25 protein-coding genes are annotated in these 24,171 nt (G+C 62.5%); 12 read left to right on the forward strand and 13 right to left on the reverse strand.

Translation table 11 applies throughout. The features are described 5' to 3' along the window. Positions 1-112: 112 nt before the first annotated feature. The 10 genes from CWE01_RS19815 to CWE01_RS19860 all read left to right on the forward strand — a co-directional run bounded on the left by CWE01_RS19815 (position 113) and on the right by CWE01_RS19860 (position 7,142). Complete coding sequence (locus tag CWE01_RS19815; RefSeq protein ID WP_100942241.1) at positions 113-1,087, forward strand: KpsF/GutQ family sugar-phosphate isomerase; 975 nt, start codon at positions 113-115, stop codon at positions 1,085-1,087. Next, entirely contained in the window at positions 1,088-1,612 is a 525-nt protein-coding gene (locus CWE01_RS19820) for an HAD family hydrolase (protein ID WP_100942242.1), read from the forward strand. 8 nt (positions 1,613-1,620) lie between these two features. Further along, on the forward strand, positions 1,621-2,193 hold the full coding sequence (gene lptC, locus CWE01_RS19825; RefSeq protein WP_100942243.1) for an LPS export ABC transporter periplasmic protein LptC: 573 nt from the start codon (positions 1,621-1,623) through the stop codon (positions 2,191-2,193). Next, a complete protein-coding gene (gene lptA, locus CWE01_RS19830; protein WP_100942244.1) occupies positions 2,180-2,725 on the forward strand; it encodes a lipopolysaccharide transport periplasmic protein LptA in 546 nt (181 codons plus the stop codon). The genes lptC and lptA overlap by 14 nt, the downstream gene beginning before the upstream one ends. Continuing rightward, positions 2,725-3,450, forward strand: coding sequence for an LPS export ABC transporter ATP-binding protein (lptB, locus tag CWE01_RS19835; protein WP_100942245.1), 726 nt, complete (start codon positions 2,725-2,727; stop codon positions 3,448-3,450). The genes lptA and lptB overlap by 1 nt, the downstream gene beginning before the upstream one ends. Positions 3,451-3,637: 187 nt before the next feature. After that, positions 3,638-5,134: an RNA polymerase factor sigma-54 gene (locus tag CWE01_RS19840; protein ID WP_100942246.1), complete on the forward strand. Its 1,497-nt coding sequence runs from the start codon at positions 3,638-3,640 to the stop codon at positions 5,132-5,134. Positions 5,135-5,213: 79 nt separating this feature from the next. Further along, positions 5,214-5,519: a ribosome hibernation-promoting factor, HPF/YfiA family gene (hpf, locus tag CWE01_RS19845; protein ID WP_017126531.1), complete on the forward strand. Its 306-nt coding sequence runs from the start codon at positions 5,214-5,216 to the stop codon at positions 5,517-5,519. Between the two features lie 9 nt (positions 5,520-5,528). Further along, complete coding sequence (ptsN, locus tag CWE01_RS19850; protein WP_100942247.1) at positions 5,529-5,993, forward strand: PTS IIA-like nitrogen regulatory protein PtsN; 465 nt, start codon at positions 5,529-5,531, stop codon at positions 5,991-5,993. A 2-nt stretch (positions 5,994-5,995) separates the two neighbouring features. Continuing rightward, positions 5,996-6,853: an RNase adapter RapZ gene (gene rapZ / locus CWE01_RS19855; protein WP_100942248.1), complete on the forward strand. Its 858-nt coding sequence runs from the start codon at positions 5,996-5,998 to the stop codon at positions 6,851-6,853. Between the two features lie 16 nt (positions 6,854-6,869). Continuing rightward, entirely contained in the window at positions 6,870-7,142 is a 273-nt protein-coding gene (locus CWE01_RS19860; protein ID WP_100942249.1) for an HPr family phosphocarrier protein, read from the forward strand. A gap of 214 nt (positions 7,143-7,356) precedes the next feature. On the opposite strand, the gene CWE01_RS19865 is transcribed toward CWE01_RS19860, so the two are convergent. The 5 genes from CWE01_RS19865 to pmbA form a co-directional block, all read right to left on the reverse strand. Then, positions 7,357-7,968, reverse strand: coding sequence for a superoxide dismutase (locus CWE01_RS19865; RefSeq protein ID WP_100942250.1), 612 nt, complete (start codon positions 7,966-7,968; stop codon positions 7,357-7,359). Position 7,969: 1 nt separating this feature from the next. After that, on the reverse strand, positions 7,970-8,428 hold the full coding sequence (locus CWE01_RS19870) for a tetratricopeptide repeat protein (protein ID WP_100942251.1): 459 nt from the start codon (positions 8,426-8,428) through the stop codon (positions 7,970-7,972). A 27-nt stretch (positions 8,429-8,455) separates the two neighbouring features. Then, on the reverse strand, positions 8,456-9,832 hold the full coding sequence (locus CWE01_RS19875; protein WP_100942252.1) for an aspartate ammonia-lyase: 1,377 nt from the start codon (positions 9,830-9,832) through the stop codon (positions 8,456-8,458). Next, positions 9,825-10,220, reverse strand: a complete 396-nt coding sequence (locus CWE01_RS19880; protein WP_100942253.1) for a FagA protein — start codon at positions 10,218-10,220, stop codon at positions 9,825-9,827. The genes CWE01_RS19875 and CWE01_RS19880 overlap by 8 nt, the downstream gene beginning before the upstream one ends. Positions 10,221-10,351: 131 nt before the next feature. Beyond that, positions 10,352-11,698 (reverse strand): metalloprotease PmbA, encoded by a 1,347-nt coding sequence (gene pmbA, locus CWE01_RS19885; RefSeq protein WP_100942254.1) that lies wholly within the window; start codon positions 11,696-11,698, stop codon positions 10,352-10,354. A gap of 108 nt (positions 11,699-11,806) precedes the next feature. Here pmbA and yjgA point away from each other — a divergent pair, with 108 nt between their 5' ends. Further along, positions 11,807-12,328, forward strand: coding sequence for a ribosome biogenesis factor YjgA (gene yjgA, locus CWE01_RS19890; protein WP_100942255.1), 522 nt, complete (start codon positions 11,807-11,809; stop codon positions 12,326-12,328). A 51-nt stretch (positions 12,329-12,379) separates the two neighbouring features. On the opposite strand, the gene tldD is transcribed toward yjgA, so the two are convergent. From tldD to mreB, 8 genes are all read right to left on the reverse strand, one after another. Beyond that, positions 12,380-13,822 (reverse strand): metalloprotease TldD, encoded by a 1,443-nt coding sequence (gene tldD / locus CWE01_RS19895; RefSeq protein ID WP_100942256.1) that lies wholly within the window; start codon positions 13,820-13,822, stop codon positions 12,380-12,382. Positions 13,823-13,841: 19 nt separating this feature from the next. Continuing rightward, a complete protein-coding gene (locus CWE01_RS19900) occupies positions 13,842-14,687 on the reverse strand; it encodes a carbon-nitrogen hydrolase family protein (protein ID WP_100942257.1) in 846 nt (281 codons plus the stop codon). A gap of 93 nt (positions 14,688-14,780) precedes the next feature. Then, positions 14,781-18,596, reverse strand: a complete 3,816-nt coding sequence (locus CWE01_RS19905; protein ID WP_100942258.1) for a YhdP family protein — start codon at positions 18,594-18,596, stop codon at positions 14,781-14,783. 75 nt (positions 18,597-18,671) lie between these two features. Further along, positions 18,672-20,129, reverse strand: a complete 1,458-nt coding sequence (rng, locus tag CWE01_RS19910) for a ribonuclease G (RefSeq protein ID WP_100942259.1) — start codon at positions 20,127-20,129, stop codon at positions 18,672-18,674. Positions 20,130-20,188: 59 nt separating this feature from the next. Further along, positions 20,189-20,794: a nucleoside triphosphate pyrophosphatase gene (locus CWE01_RS19915; RefSeq protein WP_100942260.1), complete on the reverse strand. Its 606-nt coding sequence runs from the start codon at positions 20,792-20,794 to the stop codon at positions 20,189-20,191. A gap of 84 nt (positions 20,795-20,878) precedes the next feature. After that, positions 20,879-21,367: a rod shape-determining protein MreD gene (mreD, locus tag CWE01_RS19920; RefSeq protein WP_100942261.1), complete on the reverse strand. Its 489-nt coding sequence runs from the start codon at positions 21,365-21,367 to the stop codon at positions 20,879-20,881. Beyond that, complete coding sequence (mreC, locus tag CWE01_RS19925) at positions 21,367-22,446, reverse strand: rod shape-determining protein MreC (protein ID WP_100942262.1); 1,080 nt, start codon at positions 22,444-22,446, stop codon at positions 21,367-21,369. The genes mreD and mreC overlap by 1 nt, the downstream gene beginning before the upstream one ends. A gap of 142 nt (positions 22,447-22,588) precedes the next feature. After that, on the reverse strand, positions 22,589-23,626 hold the full coding sequence (mreB, locus tag CWE01_RS19930; RefSeq protein WP_002555108.1) for a rod shape-determining protein MreB: 1,038 nt from the start codon (positions 23,624-23,626) through the stop codon (positions 22,589-22,591). A gap of 256 nt (positions 23,627-23,882) precedes the next feature. On the opposite strand from mreB, the gene gatC reads away from it, so the two are divergent. Further along, the gene (gene gatC / locus CWE01_RS19935) at positions 23,883-24,170 is read left to right on the forward strand and encodes an Asp-tRNA(Asn)/Glu-tRNA(Gln) amidotransferase subunit GatC (RefSeq protein ID WP_100942263.1); all 288 of its coding nucleotides are present in this window, start codon (positions 23,883-23,885) and stop codon (positions 24,168-24,170) included. The last annotated feature ends 1 nt before the right edge of the window (position 24,171 follow it).

Below are 24,171 nucleotides of genomic sequence, written 5' to 3' on the forward strand. Positions count from 1 at the left end.
AAACCGAAGGCAAAGTCCTACAGGCACCACGCAAAACGTAATGATCTAGTGGGAGTGGAGAAGGCATTACCGCTATAATCCCGCCTTTTCATCAGGCTAACCGATTTCTGACATGAGCCAATCCAGCGACCTGATTCAATCAGCACAACGCACCATCCGCCTCGAACGTGAAGCCGTAGAAGGCTTGCTCGCCCATATCGACGCAGATTTCGTACGCGCTTGCGAAATGATTCTGGCCAGCAAGGGCCGTGTAGTCGTGGTCGGCATGGGCAAGTCCGGGCACATCGGCAACAAGATCGCCGCGACCCTGGCCAGCACCGGCACCACGGCGTTTTTCGTCCATCCCGCCGAAGCCAGCCACGGCGACATGGGCATGATCACCCGCGATGACATCATCCTGGCCCTGTCCAACTCCGGCTCGACCGCGGAAATCATCACCCTGCTGCCCTTGATCAAACGCCTGGGCATCCAGCTGATCAGCCTGACCGGCAACCCCGACTCGCCGCTGGCCAAGGCCGCCGAAGTCAACCTCAACGTGCATGTCGAGCATGAGGCCTGCCCGCTGAACCTGGCGCCGACCTCCTCCACCACCGCAGCCCTGGTGATGGGCGACGCCCTGGCCGTGGCCCTGCTCGAAGCACGCGGCTTCACCGCCGAGGATTTCGCCTTTTCCCATCCAGGCGGTGCCCTGGGTCGGCGCCTGCTGCTGAAAGTGGAAAATGTCATGCACGCCGGCGATGAACTGCCGCAGGTCCTGCGCGGCACCCTGCTGAAAAACGCACTGATGGAAATGACTCGCAAAGGCCTTGGCATGACCGTGATCGTCGAAGCCGATGGTCGCCTGGCCGGGATCTTCACCGACGGCGACCTGCGCCGGACCCTGGACCGCACCATCGACATCCATACGGCCAGGATCGAAGACGTCATGACCCCCCACGGCAAGACCGCCCGGGCCGAGATGCTCGCCGCCGAAGCCCTGAAAATCATGGAAGACCACAAGATCAGCGCGCTGGTGGTGGTCGACAGCGAAGATCGCCCGGTGGGCGCCCTGAACATGCACGATCTGCTGCGCGCGGGAGTGATGTAAATGAACGACGATCTGTTGCAACGCGGCAAAGCCATCAAGCTGGCGGTCTTCGACGTCGATGGCGTACTGACCGACGGTCGCCTGTACTTCCTCGAAGACGGCAGCGAATTCAAGTCCTTCAGCACTCTCGACGGCCAGGGCATCAAGATGCTGATGGCCGCCGGCGTGCAAACCGCTATTATCAGCGGTCGCAAAACCGCACTGGTCGAACGACGCGCGCAGAACCTCGGCATTCCCCACGTCTACCAGGGCCGCGAGGACAAGCTGGTGGTGCTCGACGCCCTGCTCGCCCAGCTCAATCTAAGCTATGAACAGGTCGCCTACCTGGGTGACGACCTGCCGGACCTGCCGGTGATCCGCCGCGTCGGCCTGGGCATGGCCGTGGCCAACGCCGCCAGCTTCGTCCGCGAACACGCCCACGGCATCACCCGGGCCAGGGGCGGCGACGGCGCCGCCCGCGAATTCTGCGAGCTGATCCTGCAAGCCCAGGGCAGTCTTGAAGCGGCTCACGCCGCCTACCTGTAGAGCTATTTATGCTGAGCAAGAAACTTCGCAATACTCTGCTGTTCGCCGTCATCGCCGCGATTTTCGCCGCCGTTGGCTACTGGAACATCAGTCCGGAACGCTTCCTCGAGCGCCCGGCGGCGCAGGTCGATGAAACCCAGATCGACTACTACGCTATTAACGCCCACAGCATTCAGTACATGCCCGACGGTCGGGTACAGTACGACCTGACCGGCGACAAGGTCGAACACCTCATGGCTTCGGACGTGACCCTGGTGACCAAGCCCGACATGCACATCTACCGTGGCACGGTCTATCCCTGGCATGTCCAGAGCGAGCACGCCGAGGTCAATCCGGACGGCACCGAGATCGAGCTGATCGACTCGGTACGGGTGGCACGGACCGACGAACTACAGCGGGAAGTCATCATTACCAGCAGTCGAATGACAGTATTCCCACAGAAGCAATATGCGCAGACCGAGCAAGCCGTTAGAATCGACGGCGCCGACGGCGTGACCACTGGCAAGGGAATGAAAGCGTATTTGAACGACAGCCGGATACACCTGCTGTCCAATGTAAGAGGACAGTATGAGTCTCGTTAAAACCCTCCCTATTTTGCTTGGCCTCGGTGCGGCACTGGGAAGCGTGAACGCCTGGGCACTGCCGACCGACAGCCAGCAGCCTATCCGTATCCAGGCCGACGACGCTCAACTCGACGACAAGCAAGGCATCGCCACCTACAAAGGTGACGTGGTCATTACCCAAGGCTCGATGATCGTCAAGGGCAACACCGTGACGCTGACCCGGACCAAGGACGGCGCCATCGACGTGGTGACCTCCGTGGGCAACCTGGCCTACTTCGAGCAGCTGCAGAAAGTCGGCGATCCGAAGCCGGTGCAGGGCTATGGCGTGACCATCCAGTACCACGCCCAGCAGAACCGCATCATCCTGATCGACAAGGCCAAGGTGATCAACGACGGCAACACCACCGAAGGCGAGAAGATCGTCTACGACACGGTGAAGCAGATCGCCCAGGCCGGTCGCGCCAACGGCAGCACGATCACCGCCCCGCGCCCACGCATCGACATGGTCATCCAGCCGAAGCAGAAAACCGACCAGCAGAAGGCGCAGTAATGGCAACCCTGAAAGCCCAGCATCTGGCCAAGGCCTACAAAAGTCGCCAGGTGGTGCGTGATGTCAGCCTGTCGATCGACAGCGGGCAGATCGTCGGTTTGCTCGGCCCCAACGGCGCCGGCAAGACCACCTGCTTCTACATGATCGTCGGCCTGGTCCAGGCCGACCAGGGTCGCGTACTGATCGACGACCAGGATGTCAGCCACCAGCCGATGCACGGTCGCGCGCGCGCCGGGATCGGCTACCTGCCCCAGGAAGCGTCGATTTTCCGCAAGCTGTCGGTGGCGGACAACATCATGGCGATCCTCGAGACCCGCAAGGAGCTCGACAAGAACGGCCGCCGCAAGGAACTGGAAAGCCTGTTGCAGGAATTCCACATCAGCCACATCCGCGACAACCTCGGCATGAGCCTGTCCGGTGGCGAACGGCGCCGTGTGGAAATCGCCCGCGCCCTGGCCACCGCGCCGAAATTCATCCTGCTCGATGAACCCTTCGCCGGGGTCGACCCGATTTCCGTTGGCGATATCAAACAGATCATCCATCACCTCAAGGCCAAGGGCATCGGCGTGCTGATCACCGACCACAACGTCCGCGAGACCCTGGACATCTGCGAAACCGCCTATATCGTCAATGATGGACAGCTGATCGCCGAAGGCGACTCGGCCACCATCCTGGCCAACGAACTGGTCAAGGAAGTCTATCTGGGCCATGAGTTCCGCCTGTAGACATCGAGGTAACGGATCAAGCGCCAGAGCGCGCCCTGTTCAATAAAAACCACAATATTTTTATTGTTACAGCGCTCTAGGCAAAGGCTCGGGTTTCAGGCATATAATTTGCTTATGTTTGGCGCCCCGGCGCCCTGTAGAGTGGATGGCGCATGCGCGCCGGCGAATAAGGTGTTAAGCCCCTGCCATGAAACCATCGCTAGTCCTGAGAATGGGCCAGCAGCTGACGATGACACCGCAGCTGCAACAGGCCATCCGCCTGCTCCAATTGTCGACCCTGGACCTTCAGCAGGAAATCCAGGAGGCCCTGGAGTCCAATCCGATGCTCGAACGCCAGGAAGAAGGCGACGACTTCGACAATACCGACCCGTTGGCCGACAACGCCGAGCACAAACCCAACACTGAAATCCAGGAACCCTCCTTCCAGCAGGAAACCGCCCCGACGGTGGACAACCTCGAGGAAGGCGACTGGAACGAGCGCATTCCCAACGAGCTGCCCGTCGACACCGCCTGGGAAGATGTCTACCAGACCAGCGCCAGCAGCCTGCCGAGCAACGATGACGACGAGTGGGACTTCACCACCCGCACGTCGGTCGGCGAGAGCCTGCAGAGCCATCTGCTCTGGCAACTGAACCTGGCACCGATGTCCGACACCGATCGGTTGATCGCCGTGACCCTGATCGATTGCATCAACAATCAGGGCTACCTGGACGAGACCCTCGAGGAGATCCTCGACGCCTTCGACCCGGAGCTGGATATCGAGCTGGACGAGATCGAAGCGGTCCTGCATCGCATCCAGCAATTCGAACCGGCCGGCATCGGCGCACGCAACCTGGGCGAATGCCTGCTGCTGCAATTGCGCCAGCTGCCAGCGCGCACGCCTTGGCTGGCCGAAGCCCAGCGCCTGGTCAGCGACTACATCGACCTGCTCGGCAGCCGCGACTACAGCCAGTTGATGCGCCGCATGAAGCTCAAGGAAGACGAGCTGCGCCAGGTCATCGAACTGGTGCAGAGCCTCAACCCGCGCCCGGGCTCGCAAATCGAGTCCAGCGAAGCCGAGTACGTCGTCCCCGACGTGATCGTGCGCAAGGACAACGAGCGCTGGCTGGTGGAGCTGAACCAGGAATCGGTGCCGCGCCTGCGGGTCAACCCGCAGTACGCCGGTTTTGTCCGCCGCGCCGACACCAGCGCCGACAACACCTTCATGCGCAACCAGTTGCAGGAAGCCCGCTGGTTCATCAAGAGCCTGCAGAGCCGCAACGAGACCCTGATGAAGGTCGCCACCCAGATCGTCGAGCACCAGCGCGGCTTCCTGGAATACGGTGACGAGGCGATGAAGCCGCTGGTCCTGCATGACATCGCCGAAGCGGTGGGCATGCACGAGTCGACGATTTCCCGGGTGACCACGCAAAAATTCATGCATACCCCCCGTGGTATCTACGAACTGAAATACTTTTTCTCCAGCCACGTCAGCACCTCCGAAGGCGGCGAATGCTCGTCCACGGCGATCCGCGCGATCATCAAGAAACTGGTTGCAGCGGAAAATCAGAAAAAGCCGTTGAGTGACAGCAAGATCGCTGGTTTACTGGAGGCACAAGGCATTCAGGTGGCCCGTCGTACTGTCGCCAAATACCGTGAGTCCCTGGGGATAGCACCCTCCAGCGAACGGAAGCGACTGATGTAGTGGACAGGGCCCCGTTACAGCGTTCCAGTGGTGGGCAATCGCCTGCCGCTTTATGCACTGGCAACGAAGGAGAAGCTGTATGCAAGTCAATATCAGTGGACACCAGCTGGAAGTGACCGAACCCCTGCGTGCTTACATCGGCGAGAAGCTCGACCGACTGGAGCGTCATTTCGACAAGATCACCAACGTACAGGTGACCATGGCCGTCGAAAAACTGAAGCAGAAAATCGAAGCCACCTTGCATATCCACGGCGGTGAAGTGGTCGCCAACGCCGAGCATGACGACATGTATGCGGCGATCGACCTGCTCACCGACAAGTTGGACCGACAACTGAAAAAGCATAAGGAAAAGAACCTGCACCTGCTCCAAGGTACAGGTCGCTGACACCCATCCATGATCCGACTTGAAAGCATCCTGACCCCCGGCCGTTCTTTGGTGAACGTGCCGGGCGGCAGTAAAAAGAAAGCCCTCGAGCAAATTGCCAACCTGATCAGCCACGAAGTCCCTTACCTGGCCATGCAGGATGTCTTCGACAGCCTGGTCGCGCGGGAAAAACTCGGCTCGACCGGTTTCGGCAATGGCATTGCCATCCCACACTGCCGCCTGAAGGGTTGCGTGGCGCCCATCAGCGCCCTGATGCACCTGGACGCTCCCATCGATTTCGACGCCATCGACGGTGCGCCGGTTGACCTGCTGTTTGTCCTGCTGGTCCCGGAAGCCGCCACCGATGCCCACCTGGAACTGCTTCGGCAGATTGCCAGCATGCTCGACCGCAAGGACGTGCGCGACAAACTGCGCGCGGCAACCTCCAACCAGGCCCTGTATCAGGTGGTCCTGGACGAGCAGAGCGGTCACTGACCATGCGCTTGATCATCGTCAGCGGCCGTTCCGGCTCGGGTAAAAGTACCGCCCTCGATGTCCTTGAGGACAACGGTTACTACTGCATCGACAACCTGCCGGCCGGCCTGTTGCCGGAGCTGGCCGAACGCGCACTGATCCATACCGAGCTGGCGCAACCGCTGGTCGCCGTGTCCATCGACGCGCGTAACCTGCCCAGCCACCTGTCGCGCTTCCCGGAACTGCTCGATGAAGTGCGCAGCCGGCATATCCAGTGCGATGTGCTGTACCTGGACGCCGACGAGGAAACCCTGCTCAAGCGTTTTTCCGAAACCCGTCGCCGCCACCCGCTGAGCAACGCCAATCGCTCCCTGGCCGAGGCCATCCGCGACGAAAGCAACCTGCTGGGGCCGATCTCGGACCTGGCCGACCTCAAGGTCAACACCACCAACCTGAACCTCTATCAGCTACGTGACACCATCAAACTGCGCCTGCTGAACCAGCCGGAGCCGGGCACCGCCTTTCTGGTCGAGTCGTTCGGTTTCAAGCGCGGGATGCCGGTGGATGCCGACCTGGTGTTCGACGTGCGCTGCCTGCCCAACCCCTACTGGAAACCGGAGCTGCGCGAACAGTCCGGGCTCGACCAACCGGTGGCCGAATACCTGGCCGCACAAGCCGACGTCGAGGAGATGTACCAGGATATTTCCAGTTATTTGCTTAAATGGTTGCCGCGTTTTGCCGCCAGCAACCGGGCTTATGTCACTATTGCCATCGGCTGCACGGGCGGGCATCACCGCTCCGTCTACCTCACCGAACGCTTGGGCAAGGCCCTGCAACAATCCCTGAAGAACGTCCAGGTCCGCCACCGCGACCTTAGCTGAAAGGACCACCACCGCGATGCCCGCTCTGGAAATTGAAATCATCAACAAACTGGGCCTGCATGCCCGCGCTTCGGCGAAGTTCGTCGGCGTGGCCGGCCAGTTCCCCTGCCAGATCCGCGCCGGGCGTACACCGGAAAGCATGGTCGACGGCAAAAGCATCATGGCCATGATGATGCTGGCTGCCGGAAAGGGCACCAAGATCCACCTGAAGACCGAAGGCGAACAGGAAGACGCGGCCATGGACGCGCTGGTCAAGCTGATCAACAACTATTTCGACGAAGGCGAATAAAGCCGGTCAGTCCTGCAGGAGCGTCGAGCGACGACTCCTGCAAAGACACCTTCCACACTCAGAGCGACGCCCCGTGCAACACTCGGGCAACGAGCAACACCACCCCCGCCAGCAACAACAGCCAACCGACCCCTTGGCGAAATAATCGCCCTCTGCTCATTGCCACGGTTTCAATCCCCATCATCGGCATAAATTCTTGTTCTGAAGGTCCGACTCAGGCCAGCGCAGCCAGATACCGGCGCTCGACTTCAGGCCAGTTGATCACGTTGTAGAAGGCGTCGATGTATTCCGGACGACGGTTCTGGTACAGCAGGTAATAGGCGTGCTCCCAGACATCCAGGCCGAGGATCGGGGTGTTGCCGCTCATCAGCGGGCTGTCCTGGTTACCGCTGCTTTCCACCACCAGGGTTTTCTGCGGGGTCACGCTCAACCAGGCCCAGCCGCTGCCGAAGCGGGTCAGGGCAGCCTTGGTAAAGGCTTCCTTGAACGCATCGAAACCGCCCAGTTGCGCTTCGATCGCCTGGCCCAGCTCCGCCTCCGGGGCACCGCCGCCCAGGGGACTCATCACCGCCCAGAACAGTGAATGGTTGGCATGGCCACCGCCGTGGTTGATCACCGCCGCACGCAACTTTTCCGGTAACTGCTGAACCGCAGCCAGCAGTTTTTCCACCGACCAGCCCGCCCATTCCGAACCTTCGACGGCCACGTTCAGGTTGGTGACGTAGGTCTGGTGGTGTTTGCTGTAGTGGATTTCCATGGTTTTCGCGTCGATATGCGGTTCCAGGGCATCGTAGTCATAGGGCAACGCGGGCAGGCTAAAGGTCATTTCAATGAGCTCCGTATTGAGGGCGCAGCGACGCCGGGGCGCCTGGCGAGCGCGATCCTGAAGAAGTGGCCTGGCTGTACAGCAGGCGGCTAGTACGTGGGTATTCGCCGTGCTCGCTGATAAAGGCGAGCAACTCGACATAGGTCTTGCTGCTCTGGTGCAGCGCCGCTTCACGCAGTGCCGGCGAGAGACGTGGGTCCTGCAGGGTCTGCAACAAATGTTGATGAATGGCGCAGAGGTACTCGACGCTCTCCTCCGGCTGATTGAGCCGCAGGTGCAGGTCCGCCAGGTTGTGATGGGAAATCACACAGGCCGCCACCGCTTGCTCCGGGTCCGGCCAGCGCTCGAACAGCACCTGCGCCAGTGCCAGCGCTTGCAGGTAATACTCACGGGCATCGACCAGCTCACCGAGGTCAAAATAGCGGTTGGCCCTTTCGATCGTGCGTTTCCAATGTTCCATGACGAACCTCCAGGCAATGCAGTGGGGTTAGATGCCGCCCGCCGTGAGCTTTTCCGGATCCAGCAAGGTTTCCAGTTGGCTGCGTGACAGGTCGGTGTGTTCAAGGGCTACGTCTATGATCGGGCGCCCCTGCTGGTAAGCCTTCTTGGCGATTTCCGCGGCTTTCTGGTAACCGATGATCGGGTTCAGCGCCGTGACCAGGATCGGGTTGCGCGACAGCGCTTCCTTGAGCTTGGCTTCGTTGACCTTGAAGCTGGCGATGGCCTTGTCAGCCAGCAGGCGGCTGGCATTGGCCAACAGCTCGATGCTGCTCAACAGGTTCTGGGCGATCAGCGGCAACATCACATTGAGCTCGAAATTGCCCGACTGACCGGCGACGGTAATCGCGCTGTCGTTGCCGATGACCTGGGCGGCGACCATGGCAGTGGCTTCCGGGATCACCGGATTGACCTTGCCCGGCATGATCGACGAACCCGGCTGCAAGGCTTCCAGTTCGATTTCACCGAGACCGGCCAGGGGACCGGAGTTCATCCAGCGCAGATCGTTGGCGATTTTCATCAGCGACACCGCCGTGGCCTTGAGCTGGCCAGACACAGAGACCGCCGTATCCTGGGAGCCGATCAGGGCAAACAGGTCCTTGCCCGGGGTAAACGGCACCCCGGTCAGGACACTCAGCTGGCGGCTGAAACCCGCCGCGAACTGCGGATGTGCGTTGATCCCCGTGCCCACCGCGGTACCGCCCTGGGCCAGGGATTGCAGGCTCGGCAACAGCGCCTGCAAGTGTTCGACATTGGCCTTGAGTTGCTGCGCCCAACCATTGAGCACCTGGCTCATGCGCACCGGCATGGCGTCCATCAGGTGGGTACGGCCGGTCTTGATGAACGGATGAACCTGCTCGGCCTTGGCCTCGGTGACCCGGACCAGGTGCAGCAACGCCGGCAGCAGGTGCTCATGCAAGGCCAGGGCGGCGCTGACATGGAGGGTGGTGGGAATGATGTCGTTGCTGCTTTGCCCGCAGTTGACGTGGTCATTGGGGTTGACCGGCTCATCGAGCAGGCGGCTGGCCAGGGTCGCAATCACCTCGTTGGCGTTCATATTGGAGCTGGTGCCGGAACCGGTCTGGAAGATATCCACCGGGAAATGCGGCATGAAGTCGCCTTCCAGCAGGCCCTGGCAGGCGTCGACGATAGCCTTGCCCTGGGCCGCGCCCAGTTGCTGCAGCTCGACATTGGTCTGCGCGGCGGCAGCCTTGGCGAGGATCAGGGCACGGATGAACTGACGGGGCATGCGTTGCTGGCTGATCGGGAAGTTGTCCACCGCGCGCTGGGTCTGCGCGCCATACAGGGCCTCCATCGGGACCTGCAGTTCGCCCATGCTGTCGCGTTCGATACGGGTATTACTCATCGGGAAATCCTTGCACCAATTCGTTGAGGGGAATGGAAGGCAGCAGCGAACAGGTCGCCAGTTGCCAGGCGAAGTTTTGCCAGCGTCGCTGGCGGCAGCCGCACAGGGCCTGTCGTTCGAGGTCACGCAAGGGCCGCCAGGCCTGGTCCAGGCACAGCCCGCGCCAATGCCAGGGCAGTGCGATATCGCTGGCGGTGTCGAGCAGCAGGCGGAAGGAGGTTTCAGCGATGGTCCAGGCCGGCATGGACGTGCAACAGGCCAGGTAGCGGCCTTCGGCGAAGTAGTGCTCGATCAGCCGGGGCTCGTCCGGCGCCAGGGCACAACGGATCTGGCGACTCATCCAGCGCCAGCTTTCCAGGTAAGGTTGCTCATGCAAGGCAGGACTCATGACCCAGGCTCATTCGATAATGAGATTTATTATTATATGATATTGAGAATCAAGACAAGCTTTGCATGGGCCATAAAAAAAGCGTGTCACCCCATTGGATGACACGCTTTTTTTGTAACCGATAAGCCGAATCAGCTACCGGCGACCATCATCCGCTCGATCAACACCGAACCGGTACGGATATGGCTGCGCAGTTCAAGATCGCTGCCAACGGCGACGATCTGCTTGAACATGTCGCGCATATTGCCGGCAATGGTCACTTCCTGGACCGGGAACTGGATCTCGCCATTCTCGACCCAGAAGCCCGCCGCCCCGCGCGAATAATCCCCGGTGACCATGTTCAGGCCGTGGCCCATCAACTCGGTCACCAGCAGGCCGCGGCCCATGCGCCGGATCAGCGCGTCCTGGTCCTCGATCCCATGGGTGACGAACAGGTTGTGCACGCCACCGGCGTTGGCCGTGCTCGGCAGACCGAGCTTGCGGCCCGAGTAGGTGCCCAGCACATAGGAGACCAGGGTGCCGTTTTCGACGAACGGCTTGGCATAGGTCGCCAGGCCGTCGCCGTCAAACGCCGAACTGCCCATGGCCTGCATCAGGTGTGGACGCTCGTCGAGGGTCAGCCATTCCGGGAACAGGCGCTGGCCCATCGCCCCTTCGAGGAACGAAGACTTGCGGTACAGGTTGCCGCCGGAGATCGCCGAGAGGAAATTGCCGAACAAACCACCGGCCAGCTCCGCCGAGAACAGCACCGGCACCTCGCAGGTCGGCACCGGACGCGCGCCCAGGCGGCTGGCCGCCCGTTGCGCGGCCTTGCGGCCAATGCTCGCGGCATCCGCGAGCAATTCGCCCTGGCGATTGACGTCATACCAGTAGTCCCGCTGCATCTGACCGTCGCCTTCGGCGATCATCACGCAGCTGAGGCTGTGCCGGGTAGAAGCCGAACCGCCGATAAACCCGTGGCTGTTGCCATACACCCGGCAGCCCTGGGAGGTGCTCAGGGTGGTGCCGTCGGCATTCTTGATCCGGCTGTCGGCGTCAAACGCCGCCGCCTCGCAGATCAACGCGCGCTCGATGGCCTGCTCGGGCGTGATGTCCCAGGCATGGAACAGGTCGAAGTCCTTGAGCTCCTTGGCCATCAACGCGGCGTCGGCCAGGCCCGAATGCTCGTCTTCCGAGGTGTGCTTGGCGATGGCCAGGGCCGCCGCCACGGTTTCGCGAATCGCTTCCGGGCCACTGGCCGAGGTGCTGGCCGAGCCCTTGCGCTGCCCCACGTACAAGGTGATACCGAAGCCCTGGTCGCGGTTGAACTCGACGGTTTCCACTTCCCGCTGGCGCACCGAAGTCGACAGCCCCTGCTCCAGGGATACCGCCACTTCACAGGCACTGGCGCCCTGGCGTTTGGCTTCGGCGAGAATCTGCTCGACCTGCTCCTGCAGGACCGGCAACGCCTGCGGGCCGACGCTTTGTGCTGAACTCATGGCTTTCTCCACTCAAATTCTGCTTTCGGTCAAGGTCTTCGAGCGACCGGGCCGGACAAGCGGCCCCCGACTGGTTATCATGGCGGCGTTTCTTTGCGGACTGCCACCATGGTTGATTCTTACGACGACTCCCTCGATGGGGAGAAAAGCAAAACCCAGGTCAAACGCGAGCTGCATGCTCTGGTTGATCTCGGCGAGCGCCTGACAACACTCAAGCCTGACCTGGTGGCAAAACTGCCACTGACCGACGGCTTGCGCCGTGCCCTGGCCGAAGCGCCGAAGCACACCGCGAATATCGCGCGTAAACGGCATATCCAGTTCATCGGCAGGCTGATGCGCGATCAGGACACTGACGCCATTCTGGTTCTGCTCGATCAACTCGACGCCTCCACCCGGCAATACAACGAACGCTTCCACAATCTCGAACGCTGGCGCGATCGCCTGATCGCAGGCGCCGACGATGTCCTGGAAAAATTCGTCGTCGACTACCCGGACGCTGATCGCCAGCAACTGCGTTCCCTGATCCGCCAGGCTCAACACGAGCTTGCGCAGAACAAGGCGCCGGCCTCCAGCCGTAAAATCTTCAAGTACATCCGTGAGCTGGACGACGCTCAACGCGGTCTGCGTTGATCTTCGCCCCGGGTGAGTCGCCTTGGCGCTCACCCGACGCTCCACCTCTTCCTACGACCCCGTGCCACCCACGGTGATCGCATCGATTTTCAAGGTTGGCTGACCGACACCCACCGGTACCGACTGCCCATCCTTGCCGCACGTGCCCACACCGCTGTCCAGCGCCAGGTCGTTGCCGACCATCGACACCCGACTCATGGCTTCCGGGCCGTTGCCGATCAGGGTCGCGCCCTTGACCGGGGCGGTGATCTTGCCGTCTTCGATCAGGTAGGCCTCGCTGGTGGAGAACACGAACTTGCCGCTGGTGATATCGACCTGGCCGCCGCCAAGGTTGGCGCAGTAGATACCGCGTTTCACCGAGGCGATGATTTCCGCCGGATCGCTTTCGCCACCGAGCATGTAGGTGTTGGTCATGCGCGGCATCGGCAGATGCGCGTAGGACTCGCGACGACCGTTGCCGGTGCGCGCCACGCCCATCAACCGGGCATTGAGCTTGTCCTGCATATAACCTTTGAGCACGCCATTTTCGATCAGCGTGGTGCACTCGGTCGGCGTGCCTTCGTCGTCGACGCTCAGGGAACCGCGACGGCCCGCCAGGGTGCCGTCATCGACGATGGTGCAGAGTTTCGACGCAACCATCTCGCCCATCCGCCCGCTGTAGGCCGAACTGCCCTTGCGGTTGAAGTCGCCTTCCAGGCCGTGGCCGACCGCTTCGTGCAGCAGCACCCCGGACCAACCGGAGCCGAGCACCACCGGCAAGGTGCCAGCCGGTGCGGGAATCGCTTCAAGGTTGACCAGCGCCTGGCGCAAGGCCTCGCGGGCATAACCCATGGCCCGGTCTTCCGTCAGGAAATAACGGTAGTCGGTACGTCCGCCACCGCCGTGGCCGCCGCGTTCACGCCGGCCGTTCTGCTCGACGATCACGCTGACATTGAAGCGCACCAGCGGCCGCACATCCGCCGCCAGGCCGCCGTCGGTGGAGGCGACCAGAATCCGCTCCCAGACCCCGGCCATGCTTACCGAGACCTGCTGGATCCGCGGATCAAGGGCCCGGGTGGCGACATCGACGCGCTTGAGCAACTCGACCTTCTCGGCACGGCTCATGACGTCCAGCGGGTTGTCCGGCGCATACAGCTGCGTCACTTCCTGGCTGCTGAACACCTGGACCTTGCCATGCTGCCCGGCCCGGGAAATCGAGCGGGCGGCACGCGCCGCCGAGCCCAGGGCTTCGAGGGTAATGGCGTTGCTGTAGGCAAAGCCGGTTTTCTCACCGGACTGGGCACGCACGCCGACACCCTGGTCAAGGTTGAAACTGCCTTCCTTGACGATGCCGTCTTCCAGGGCCCAGGACTCGGAGATCTGCCCCTGGAAATACAGGTCGGCGGCGTCGATGCCCGGCCCGGCCAGGTCGCCCAGTACCGCTTGCAGGCTTTCGATGGTCACGCCACCCGGCGCCAACAGGTGTTCGCTGACTGAGGACAACAACTCGCTCATAGTTTTGCGCCTTATTTCGTCATTCCGATGCAGGTCGCTGCGCGCCCTGCGAGAAAAAGCGCCGATGGCTCGCCACCGGCATCCGCGCCCGGATGGACGCCTGTTCATTACTGTCGCGTTCGGCCAGCAGCACCGCTTCGCCTTGATCCTGTTCGGCGACAATGCGTCCCCATGGGTCGACAATCGCCGCATGCCCGAAGGTTTCCCGCGGCCCCGGATGAACCCCGCCCTGGGCCGCCGCCAGCAAGTAGCACTGGGTCTCGATGGCCCGGGCGCGAATCAGCACCTCCCAGTGCGCGGCACCGGTCACGGCGGTAAAGGCCGAGGGCGCGGTGATCAATTCGGCACCGGCCTTGCGCAATTCACTGTAGAGCTCGGGAAAGCGCAGGTCGTAGCACACGCTCAGGCCCAGGCGTCCTACCGGGGTATCGGCCACCACCACCCGGCTGCCATAAGCATAGTCATCGGATTCGCGATAACGCCCGCGCGTGTCCGCCACGTCCACATCGAACAAATGCAGCTTGTCGTAACGCGCCACCGTCTCGCCCTGCTCATCGATCAACAGCGAGCAGGCATTGGCCTTGGCATGGGGCTGATCAACGGGCGGCAACGGCAAAGTGCCCGCCACTATCCATAACTTGAGGTCGCGGGCGGCCTGTTTCAACCAGGGCAGGACAGGTCCTTCGCCCAGGGCCTCGGCGCGGCCGATCTCGGCGACGTCTCGACGGCCCATGGCGGCGAAGTTTTCCGGCAGCACCGCCAACCGCGCCCCGCCTTCGGCAGCGCGCTCCAGCAAGGCGCGGGCCTGGGCCAGGTTGGCCAGGACATCGCTCTGGCTGACCATTTGAATGACGGAAAAAGTCATGGCGCACTCCTTCAAAGACTTGGCGCCATGCTACTCCATGCAGCGGTGCGCCCAGTACGAAAAATGCCGACGCTACGGGTTCGCGTCGGGGACTTACTTCGACTTGTCAAACGGCTTGTCGAAGGTGATCTTGGGTTCTTTCCAGGGGCCGGTGACGCTGTATTTGACGCTGGCGAAGCGCGCCACGCGGTCACCGATCAGCTTGTCGATCAGGAACAGCGCACCGCCGATGGCCGGCGCGCCGACCAGCAACGCGGCAATCGGCAGGTTGTTGGTCACTGGCAAGGTCACCAGCAGCTTGGCATCGACCCGGTCGGCGACCATATCGAGGGTGCCGTTGAGTTCCAGGTTGCTCGAAGGCCCGGTCAGGGTGATCGGCTTGCGCGTCACATAGACGCCATCGCTGGCCACCAGCAGGCCCTTGACCCGGTCGTAGCTCAGGCCTTTGCCCAGCAGGTCGGAAAAGTCCAGGCGCAGGCGGCGGCCGATGGAGTTGAAGTTCAACAGGCCGAATACCCGCAGGGCCTGGGCACCACCGTCGGCCTCGACGAACTGGCCCTTGTTCAGGGTCGCATCGAGACTGCCCGAGAAGCGCTTGGGCCCGACCCAGGCCGGCGACCCAGGCCAGCGGCCATCGACGTCCAGGCTGAAATCCTCACTGGTAACGGTCGGCGCATAACTCCAGGCCTTGAGCACGTCCGCCAGGTTCTTGCCTTGCAGGCGCCCGTTGAACCAGCTGCCGCTGGTGCCGGGCACGCCTTCCCAACCGCCGGAGCCTTGCAGTTGCAAGCCCTTGAGGCCGAGATTGAGGTCATTGAGCTTGATGCCCTTGGGGGTCGGACGCGCCTTGAGCGACCAGGCACCCACCAGATCGTTGCCCTGGAACAGTTGCTCGATGCTCACGTCCACGGCGGGGATCTGCCGGGGATCGACCGAGGCCAGCGGGTCCGGGGCATTTTCATCGGCAACCACGCTCGGGTCCGGTGCCGGCAAACGCACATAGGCCAACCTGACGCCAATCGGTACACCCTTGGCATCCGGCAAGGTCACGCTGCCCTTGGCCTGCTGGCTGTCGATCTGCAAGCCCCAGGCATTGGCGCTGCGGGCCATCAGCAAACTCACCTGGTCGAACTGGCTACCGAAAGCACTGAGCTTGCCGACCTTGAAATCCGCGCTGCTGAGCAATTGCTTGGCGCTGCCGCCCGGGTCCTGGCCGGCATAACGGTCGGCGACCGCTTTCCACGGTTCCAGGTCCAGCTCCGACAACACCCCACGGATCCGCAGGCCCTGGGTCGTCGGCAGTTGCGCGTCGCCTTCGCCGAGGAACAGTTCACCACGGCCATCGCCGAACTTGCCGCTCGGTGCGGCAAAGGTGAAGTTGGCCAGGGTGCCGTAATCGAACCAGTAACGCCGCTCGGCGCCCTGCAGGGTCATGCGGAACACGCTGTCGCGGCCCAGGCTGGCGGGCATGCCGAACGGCGCCGGCAAGTCGACGGCAACACCCTTGAGGTTGGAGTTGATCATCAACTGGCTGTCGGGACCGTCCAGGGTCAGTTGCAACTGGTAAGGCAGGTCGCCAGAAACCGGCACCGGTTGGCTGACATTCAGCCAATCGGTGAGTTTCTTGATCGCCACCTGCCCCTTGGCTACCACCCGGGTATTGAGACTGCCCGGTTTGCCGTCGGCGAAAATCTGCGCGGTGATGGGCCGCTCGAATGCCTGGGCACTGATGTTATCGGCGCTCAGGCCCTTGGCGCTGTCGAAGCGGAAGTCACCCTTGAGCTGGCTCAGTTCCAGGACCGGATCCGGTAGTTTGAGCGTGGCCTTGTCGGTCTTGAAGTCCACCAGGATCTTCGGTTCGTCGGCCTTGACCAGCGGCACATCCAGGCTCACCTTGCCCGACAGGTCACCCGTGGCCTGCCAGCCGGCAAAGGTCGCGCCAGTGCCGATCGGGGCTTCCTGGAGAATCTTCAGGCCATCGCCCAGGCCGCCGGCAAAGTTGCCGTCGAGGAACATATGGCTGTGTTGGCCGCTGGGCACATGGGGAATATTGACCATGATGTCGCTGACCTGGGTGTTGAGCAACTGGCCTTCGCTGGCCTTGATCCGCACCCCGCTGTCCTCGATAAACACATCGCCCTTGACCTTGCTGACATGGGGCCAGCCCGGCTGGAACGCCAGCTCGGCATCATGGACCTTGAAGAACAGGCTGATATTGCGTGCCGCGGCAGAGGCGCCGTGGTTCAGCGAACCCTGGTACTGGAAGAAGCCCTGGTCCACCGCGCCATGCAGGATCGAGTTGCGCAGCCATTCGTCCAGCGCCGGGCTCAACACCGCCGGCAGGTACTTGGACGTGAAGCGGCCCTCGCCATCCACCAGGCCGACCCGCAGGTCCATGTAGTCTTCGGTGCCCTGGGCGAAGTGCAGGCGAATCAGGAAGTCGGCGGCGATCTTGCCCTCTTCCCCGAGCACCTTGATGTAGGGCGCGATCAGGGTGAAACCGTCCTGGTCCAGGCGCCAGGTCAGGCGGGCATTGGCTTGCAGGTACTGCCAGGGGTTGTTGAAGATCGGGTACAGGTGCAGGGAGAAATCCTTGCTGTCCATGCGCAGTTCGCCCTGGCCGAGGTCGCCGCTGATGCTGCCGCTGACGTTACGCGCCGCCGGGGCGTCGTGGTAGGCGTCGAAGCCGACCCGTTCCAGGTTCGCCGCAAAACTCAGCTTTTGATCGCCGGTTTCCTGGGGCCGGTAATCCAGCAGCACATTGCGCAGGGTGCCGATGACCTTCAGGTGATCGATGGCCGTGGCCAGGCCGTCAGGCAAGGGCGCCAGGGCATTGAGCAAGGGGGTGATCGGCGTCAGGTCGAGGCGGTCGGCCTGCAGGTGCCAGCGCTCCGACTCCTTGTCGGTGGCCGCGAACTGCTGCAATTGCAGATGGCTTTCCCAGCGCGTCTTGCCCAGGTTCATGGCCAGGGAGTTGAGCTGCACGTCAAACCCCTGCCCGGTGTGCTGGACATAGGCGTTGAGGGCCAGGTTGTCGATGCTGACCGCCTTGCGCTGGGCATAGGCACCCTGGAATTGCGGCGCATTGAGGCGGACCACGGCGCTCTGCACCGTGCCATTGCCCCAGTTCAACCAGAACTCGCCACCGGCCTTGAGCTCGGTGATTTTCATCTGCCCGGTCAGCCGCGCCGGCAGCCAGCGTGCCCAGTCGCTTTGCGGCAGGCTCAGGTAGGCTTGCGCCGTGCCGTTGCGCCAGTCGCTGGCACGCAGGCGGGTTTTCAGGTTCAGGGCCAGGGGCTGGCCATCGGGCAGATTCAGGCGCAGGTCGAGGCGCTGGCGGGAAAGACCGCTTTCCAGGTTGAGACCGACGTAAGTCAGGGTCAGCGGCGACTCACCGAACGGCTGCAAGGTCACCTGGCTGTCGAGCACCGACAGCTGCTTGACCATCTGCAAGCGCGTCAGCAGTTGCGCGGGGTCGAGCGGCTGGTCGTCCTGGACCGGCAAACCCTGGAGGGCCCAGTGGCCGTCCTGGTCTTCTTTCAGGCTCAGTTGCAGGCCGCCCAGCTCAAGATGGGCAATCCGGACTTCACGGGCCCGCAGGCTGGCCCAGAGATCGGGCACCACCTGGACCTTGTCCAGCAACAGCGCCGAAGCGCCCTCGCCGACTTTCACATCGTGGGCCAGCAGCACCGGGGCCAGGCCGTGCCAGCGCCCTTCCAGGCTGCCGATGGACAACGGCAGCCCCACGGCGGCCTGGGCCTTGCTTTCGATCTCGGCGCGATACTCGGCCACCAGCGGCACCAGTTGCCGGCCCAGGCTGGCATACAGCGCCACCAGCACCAGCAACAACGCACAGAGGCCCATGCTCCAACGGGTCAAGCCGGCAACAAAGCGTGTCAGACGCTCCATGTCAGTGCCCCCTCAGGCAAGGTTCAATGAACAGGTCGACGCTGGACCGGGCTTGCAGGTTCTCAGTACAGGAAATCAGAGCAGCACCACGTCATATTGTTCCTGGGAATACATGGTCTCGACCTGGAAACGAATGGTGCGGCCGATAAAGCCTTCCAGCTCGGCGACATTGCCGGACTCCTCGTCCAGCAGGCGATCGACCACCTTCTGGTTGGCCAACACTCTATAACCTTCAGCCTGATAGGCGCGGGCTTCACGCAAGATTTCACGGAAAATCTCGTAGCAAACCGTTTCCGGGGTCTTCAACTTGCCGCGCCCCTGGCAACTGCTGCACGGCTCGCAGAGCACCTGTTCGAGGCTTTCGCGGGTGCGCTTGCGGGTCATCTGCACCAGGCCCAGTTCGGTGATGCCGATGATGTTGGTCTTGGCGTGATCGCGCTCCAGTTGTTTTTCCAGGGTCCGCAGGACCTGGCGCTGGTGCTCCTCGTCTTCCATGTCGATGAAGTCGATGATGATGATCCCGCCGAGGTTGCGCAGGCGCAGTTGCCGGGCAATCGCGGTGGCCGCTTCGAGGTTGGTCTTGAAGATGGTTTCTTCGAGGTTGCGATGGCCGACGAAGGCACCGGTGTTGACGTCGATGGTGCTCATGGCTTCGGCCGGGTCGACCACCAGGTAGCCACCGGACTTGAGCGGCACCTTGCGCTCCAGGGCCTTCTGGATCTCGTCCTCGACGCCGTACAGGTCGAAGATCGGCCGTTCGCCGGGGTAGTGCTCCAGGCGGTCGGCGATTTCCGGCATCAGTTCGGCGACGAACTGCGTGGTCTTCTGGAAGGTTTCCCGCGAGTCGATGCGAATTTTCTCGATCTTCGGGCTGACCAGATCGCGCAGGGTGCGCAAGGCCAGGCCGAGGTCTTCGTAGATCACACTGGGGGCGCCGATGGTCTTGATCTGCGCGCCGATCTGGTCCCAGAGGCGCCGCAGGTAGCGGATGTCCATCATGATCTCATCGGCCCCGGCACCCTCCGCCGCCGTGCGCAGGATGAAGCCGCCGGCTTCGGTGATGCCTTCGCGGGCCACGCAATCGCTGACCACCTGCTTGAGGCGCTCGCGCTCGCCTTCGTCCTCGATCTTCAGGGAAATGCCGACGTGCGCCGTACGTGGCATGTACACCAGGTAGCGCGAGGGGATCGACAACTGCGTGGTCAGGCGCGCGCCCTTGGTACCGATGGGGTCCTTGGTGACTTGCACCACCAGGCTCTGCCCTTCGTGCACCAGGGCGCTGATGCTCTCCACCGCCGGCCCTTCGCGCATGGAGATTTCCGAGGCGTGGATAAACGCCGCGCGGTCCAGGCCGATATCGACGAAGGCCGCCTGCATGCCCGGCAACACCCGCACCACCTTGCCCTTGTAGATATTGCCGACGATCCCGCGTTTCTGCGTACGCTCGACATGAACCTCTTGCAACACGCCGTTCTCTACCACCGCCACGCGCGATTCCATCGGCGTGATGTTGATCAGGATCTCTTCACTCATGGCTGGGTCTCGTTCAGGCGTATTCACAATAAAGTTGCCGTATCGCGGGCGTGCGGCAATCAGCGCACGACAAGGTTTTGCCAACAGGGTATGCCGAAATGGCCAAGCAGTTCTGCGGTTTCGCACACGGGCAGGCCGACAACGGCAGAGTAACTGCCATTCAAGCCCACAACGAAAACCGCCGCCAGGCCTTGAATAGCATAGGCGCCCGCCTTGTCCCGGGGCTCGCCGCTGGACCAGTAGAGATGAGCTTCTTCTGAGTGTATTGCACGAAATTTCACGAGGCTGCGTACCACCCGGGACTCGCAACGCTCACCGTCGAGCACCGCAATGGCGGTCAGCACTTCGTGCTCGCGATCGGACAGGGCCAGCAACATGGCCAGTGCATCGGCTTCATCCAGCGGCTTGCCGAGAATCCGACCGTCCAGCACCACCGCGGTGTCGGCCCCCAGCACACAGGTCCCGGCCGCCGCCTGACTGGCACCCAGCCGTGCACGACCGGCCGCGGCCTTGCCCCGCGCCAGGCGCTCGACGTAGGCCGTCGGGCTTTCATCAGGCAGTGGGGTTTCGTCGATCTCGGCACTGATGACGCTGAACGGCACGCCGATCTGTGTCAGCAGTTCACGCCGACGCGGCGAGCCGGAAGCCAGGTAGAGCGAGGTCATCGAGACATCTCCGTGTCGGGGCTCTGTAGGGGAGCCATGTCAGCAGAATCAGCAGCTCGCCCGCCAATGGCGGGCGAAATCCCGTCAGTTGATTTTGTAGCGGCGGCGCAGGCCACGCAGGCCGAAGCTGACCCAGGGCCAGAGCAAGGCGCTGACCAGGGCCGGCAGCACCAGCGCCAGGGTCGGTTGACGGTTGCCGGTCAAGGCGCTGAGCCAGAGTTGCACCAACTGCGCCAGGCCGAAGATCACCAGGATCACCAGACTCTGTTGCCACATCGGGAACATCCGCAGGCGTTGTTGCAGCGACAGCACGAGGAAGGTGATGAGGGTCAGGATCAATGCGTTCTGCCCCAGCAGGGTGCCATAGAGCACGTCTTCGGCCAGGCCCAGCAGGAACGCGGTCACCATGCCGATCTTGTGCGGCAGGTACAACGCCCAGAACGCCAGCAACAGTGCCAGCCACAGCGGGCGCAGGATCTCCATGAACTGTGGCAGCGGCGAAACGCTGAGCAGCAGGCCGATGGCGAAGGTCAGCCAGACGATCCAGCCATTGCGGGAAAAGGTACCAGCCATTATTCCTCCGTCCGGGGGGTTGCCCGTGTCGCCGCCGGCGGTTTGCTGGCGGGGGGTTTGGCAGCGGCGGGTTTGACGGCATGGGCCGCCGGCCTGGCCGGGGTTGCCGGGGCAGCGGCAGGCGCGGCGGGGGCGCCAGGCTTGGCCGGTGCGGTCGCGGGCTTGGGCACGGTGGCCGGCACTGCCGGCGCTCCGTCACCGCCCTGGCGATCCGCTTCCTGGGCCTGCGCCGCTTCGTTGGCACGCTCTTCCGGCGTACGGCCGTCGCTGAAGACCAGCAACAGGTAGCGGCTGCGGTTCAACGCGGCGGTCGGCACGGCGCGGACAATGGCGAAAGGCTGGCCGGAATCGTGAATCACTTCCTTGACCGTCGCTACCGGGTAACCCGCCGGGAAGCGCTGGCCCAGGCCGGAGCTGACCAGCAGGTCGCCTTCCTTGATGTCGGCCGTGTCGGCGACATGGCGCAGTTCCAGGCGCTCGGGGTTGCCGGTACCGCTGGCAATCGCCCGCAGGCCGTTGCGGTTGACCTGCACCGGAATGCTGTGGGTGGTGTCGGTGAGCAGCAGCACGCGCGAGGTGTAGGGCATCAACTCGACCACCTGGCCCATCAGGCCACGGGCATCGAGCACCGGTTGGCCGAGGACCACGCCATCACGTTCACCCTTGTTGATGATGATGCGATGGGTGAAGGGGTTCGGGTCCATGCCGATCAACTCGGCCACTTCGACCTTCTCGTTGACCAGCGCCGAGGAGTTGAGCAACTCGCGCAGGCGTACGTTCTGCTCGGTCAAGGCCGCGAGTTTTTGCAGGCGCCCTTGCAACAGCAGGTTTTCGGTCTGGAGTTTTTCGTTTTCGGCGACCAACTCGGTACGACTGCCGAACTGACTGGCCACGCCTTGCCACAAGCGTTGCGGCAGGTCGGTGATCCAGTACGACTGCATCAGCACCAGCGACATCTGGCTACGCACCGGCTTGAGCAGCGTGAAACGGGCATCGACCACCATCAGCGCGACCGATAGCACGACCAGCACCAACAAGCGCACGCCCAATGAGGGGCCTTTGGCAAAGAGCGGTTTAATGAGCCGCTCCTCCCAGGCAATGAGTCATTTTATTCATACGGCATCACACCGGCCTGGATGCAGATTGACAGAAGATAAACGCAACAGGCAGCACTGCAAAGTGCTGCCTGCGAGCGGAACAGCATAGAGCTTCTCAGCGAACTTACTCGCTGGAAAGCAGATCCATGGTGTGCTTATCCATCATTTCCAGGGCACGACCGCCGCCACGGGCGACGCAGGTCAGCGGGTCTTCGGCAACGATCACCGGCAGACCGGTTTCCTGGGCCAGCAGCTTGTCGAGGTCACGCAGCAATGCGCCACCACCGGTCAGCACCAGACCACGCTCGGCGATGTCCGAGGCCAGTTCCGGAGGCGACTGCTCCAGGGCGCTTTTCACCGCCTGGACGATGGTCGCCAGGGATTCCTGCAGGGCTTCCAGGACTTCGTTGGAGTTCAGGGTGAAGGCACGTGGCACGCCTTCGGCCAGGTTACGGCCACGTACGTCGACTTCACGCACTTCGCCGCCCGGGTAGGCGGTGCCGATTTCCTGCTTGATACGCTCGGCGGTGGATTCACCGATCAGGCTGCCGTAGTTGCGGCGCACATAAGTGATGATCGCTTCGTCGAAGCGGTCGCCGCCGACCCGGACGGATTCGGCATAGACCACGCCGTTCAGGGAGATCAGGGCGATTTCAGTGGTACCACCACCGATATCGACCACCATCGAACCGCGGGCTTCTTCAACCGGCAGGCCGGCACCGATAGCGGCAGCCATCGGCTCTTCGATCAGGAACACTTCACGGGCACCGGCACCAAGGGCCGATTCACGGATGGCACGACGCTCGACCTGGGTCGATTTGCACGGTACGCAGATCAGCACCCGAGGGCTGGGCTGCAGGAAGCTGTTTTCATGCACCTTGTTGATGAAGTACTGCAGCATCTTCTCGCAAACGCTGAAGTCGGCGATCACGCCGTCTTTCATCGGACGAATGGCAGCAATGTTGCCCGGCGTACGGCCGAGCATGCGCTTGGCCTCGGTGCCGACGGCGACGACGCTCTTCTGGTTGCCATGGGTGCGAATCGCAACAACCGATGGCTCATTCAGGACGATACCGCGCTCGCGCACGTAGATAAGGGTGTTGGCTGTGCCCAGGTCGATGGAGAGATCGCTGGAAAACATGCCACGCAGTTTCTTGAACATTGGAAAGGGACCCTGGGCAACGCGTGGGTAAAAAAGTGCGGCAAACTCTAACAACGACGGGGATTTTGGGCAAGGCGCCAATATGCTAAATTAGGCGTTTTTCCGAGCACCATCCCATACAATCGCGGCCATGTGACCGTAGAAATGCGGTAGTGTTCCGACAATCGTAAGTCGCGCCCGCACTTATTGACACTCTTTATTGTGTATTGCCTAACTGAACGGACACCTTCCGTCCGGTTTTCCACTGGAGATCCCCATGGCGCTTGAACGCTCCGACGTGGAAAAAATCGCTCACCTGGCCCGCCTGGGCCTGGTCGAAGCCGATCTTCCACGCACCACCGAGGCCCTGAACAGCATTCTGGGCCTGGTCGACCTGATGCAGGCTGTCGATACCCGCGGTATCGAACCCCTTGCCCACCCTCTGGAAGCGAATCAGCGCCTGCGCGCCGACGCCGTGACCGAGCGAAATCATCGCGAGGCTTATCAGTCCATCGCGCCAGCGGTCGAAAACGGCCTGTACCTGGTTCCGAAAGTCATCGACTAAA

This window comes from Pseudomonas sp. QS1027 (assembly GCF_002814235.1).
GTDB lineage: Bacteria > Pseudomonadota > Gammaproteobacteria > Pseudomonadales > Pseudomonadaceae > Aquipseudomonas.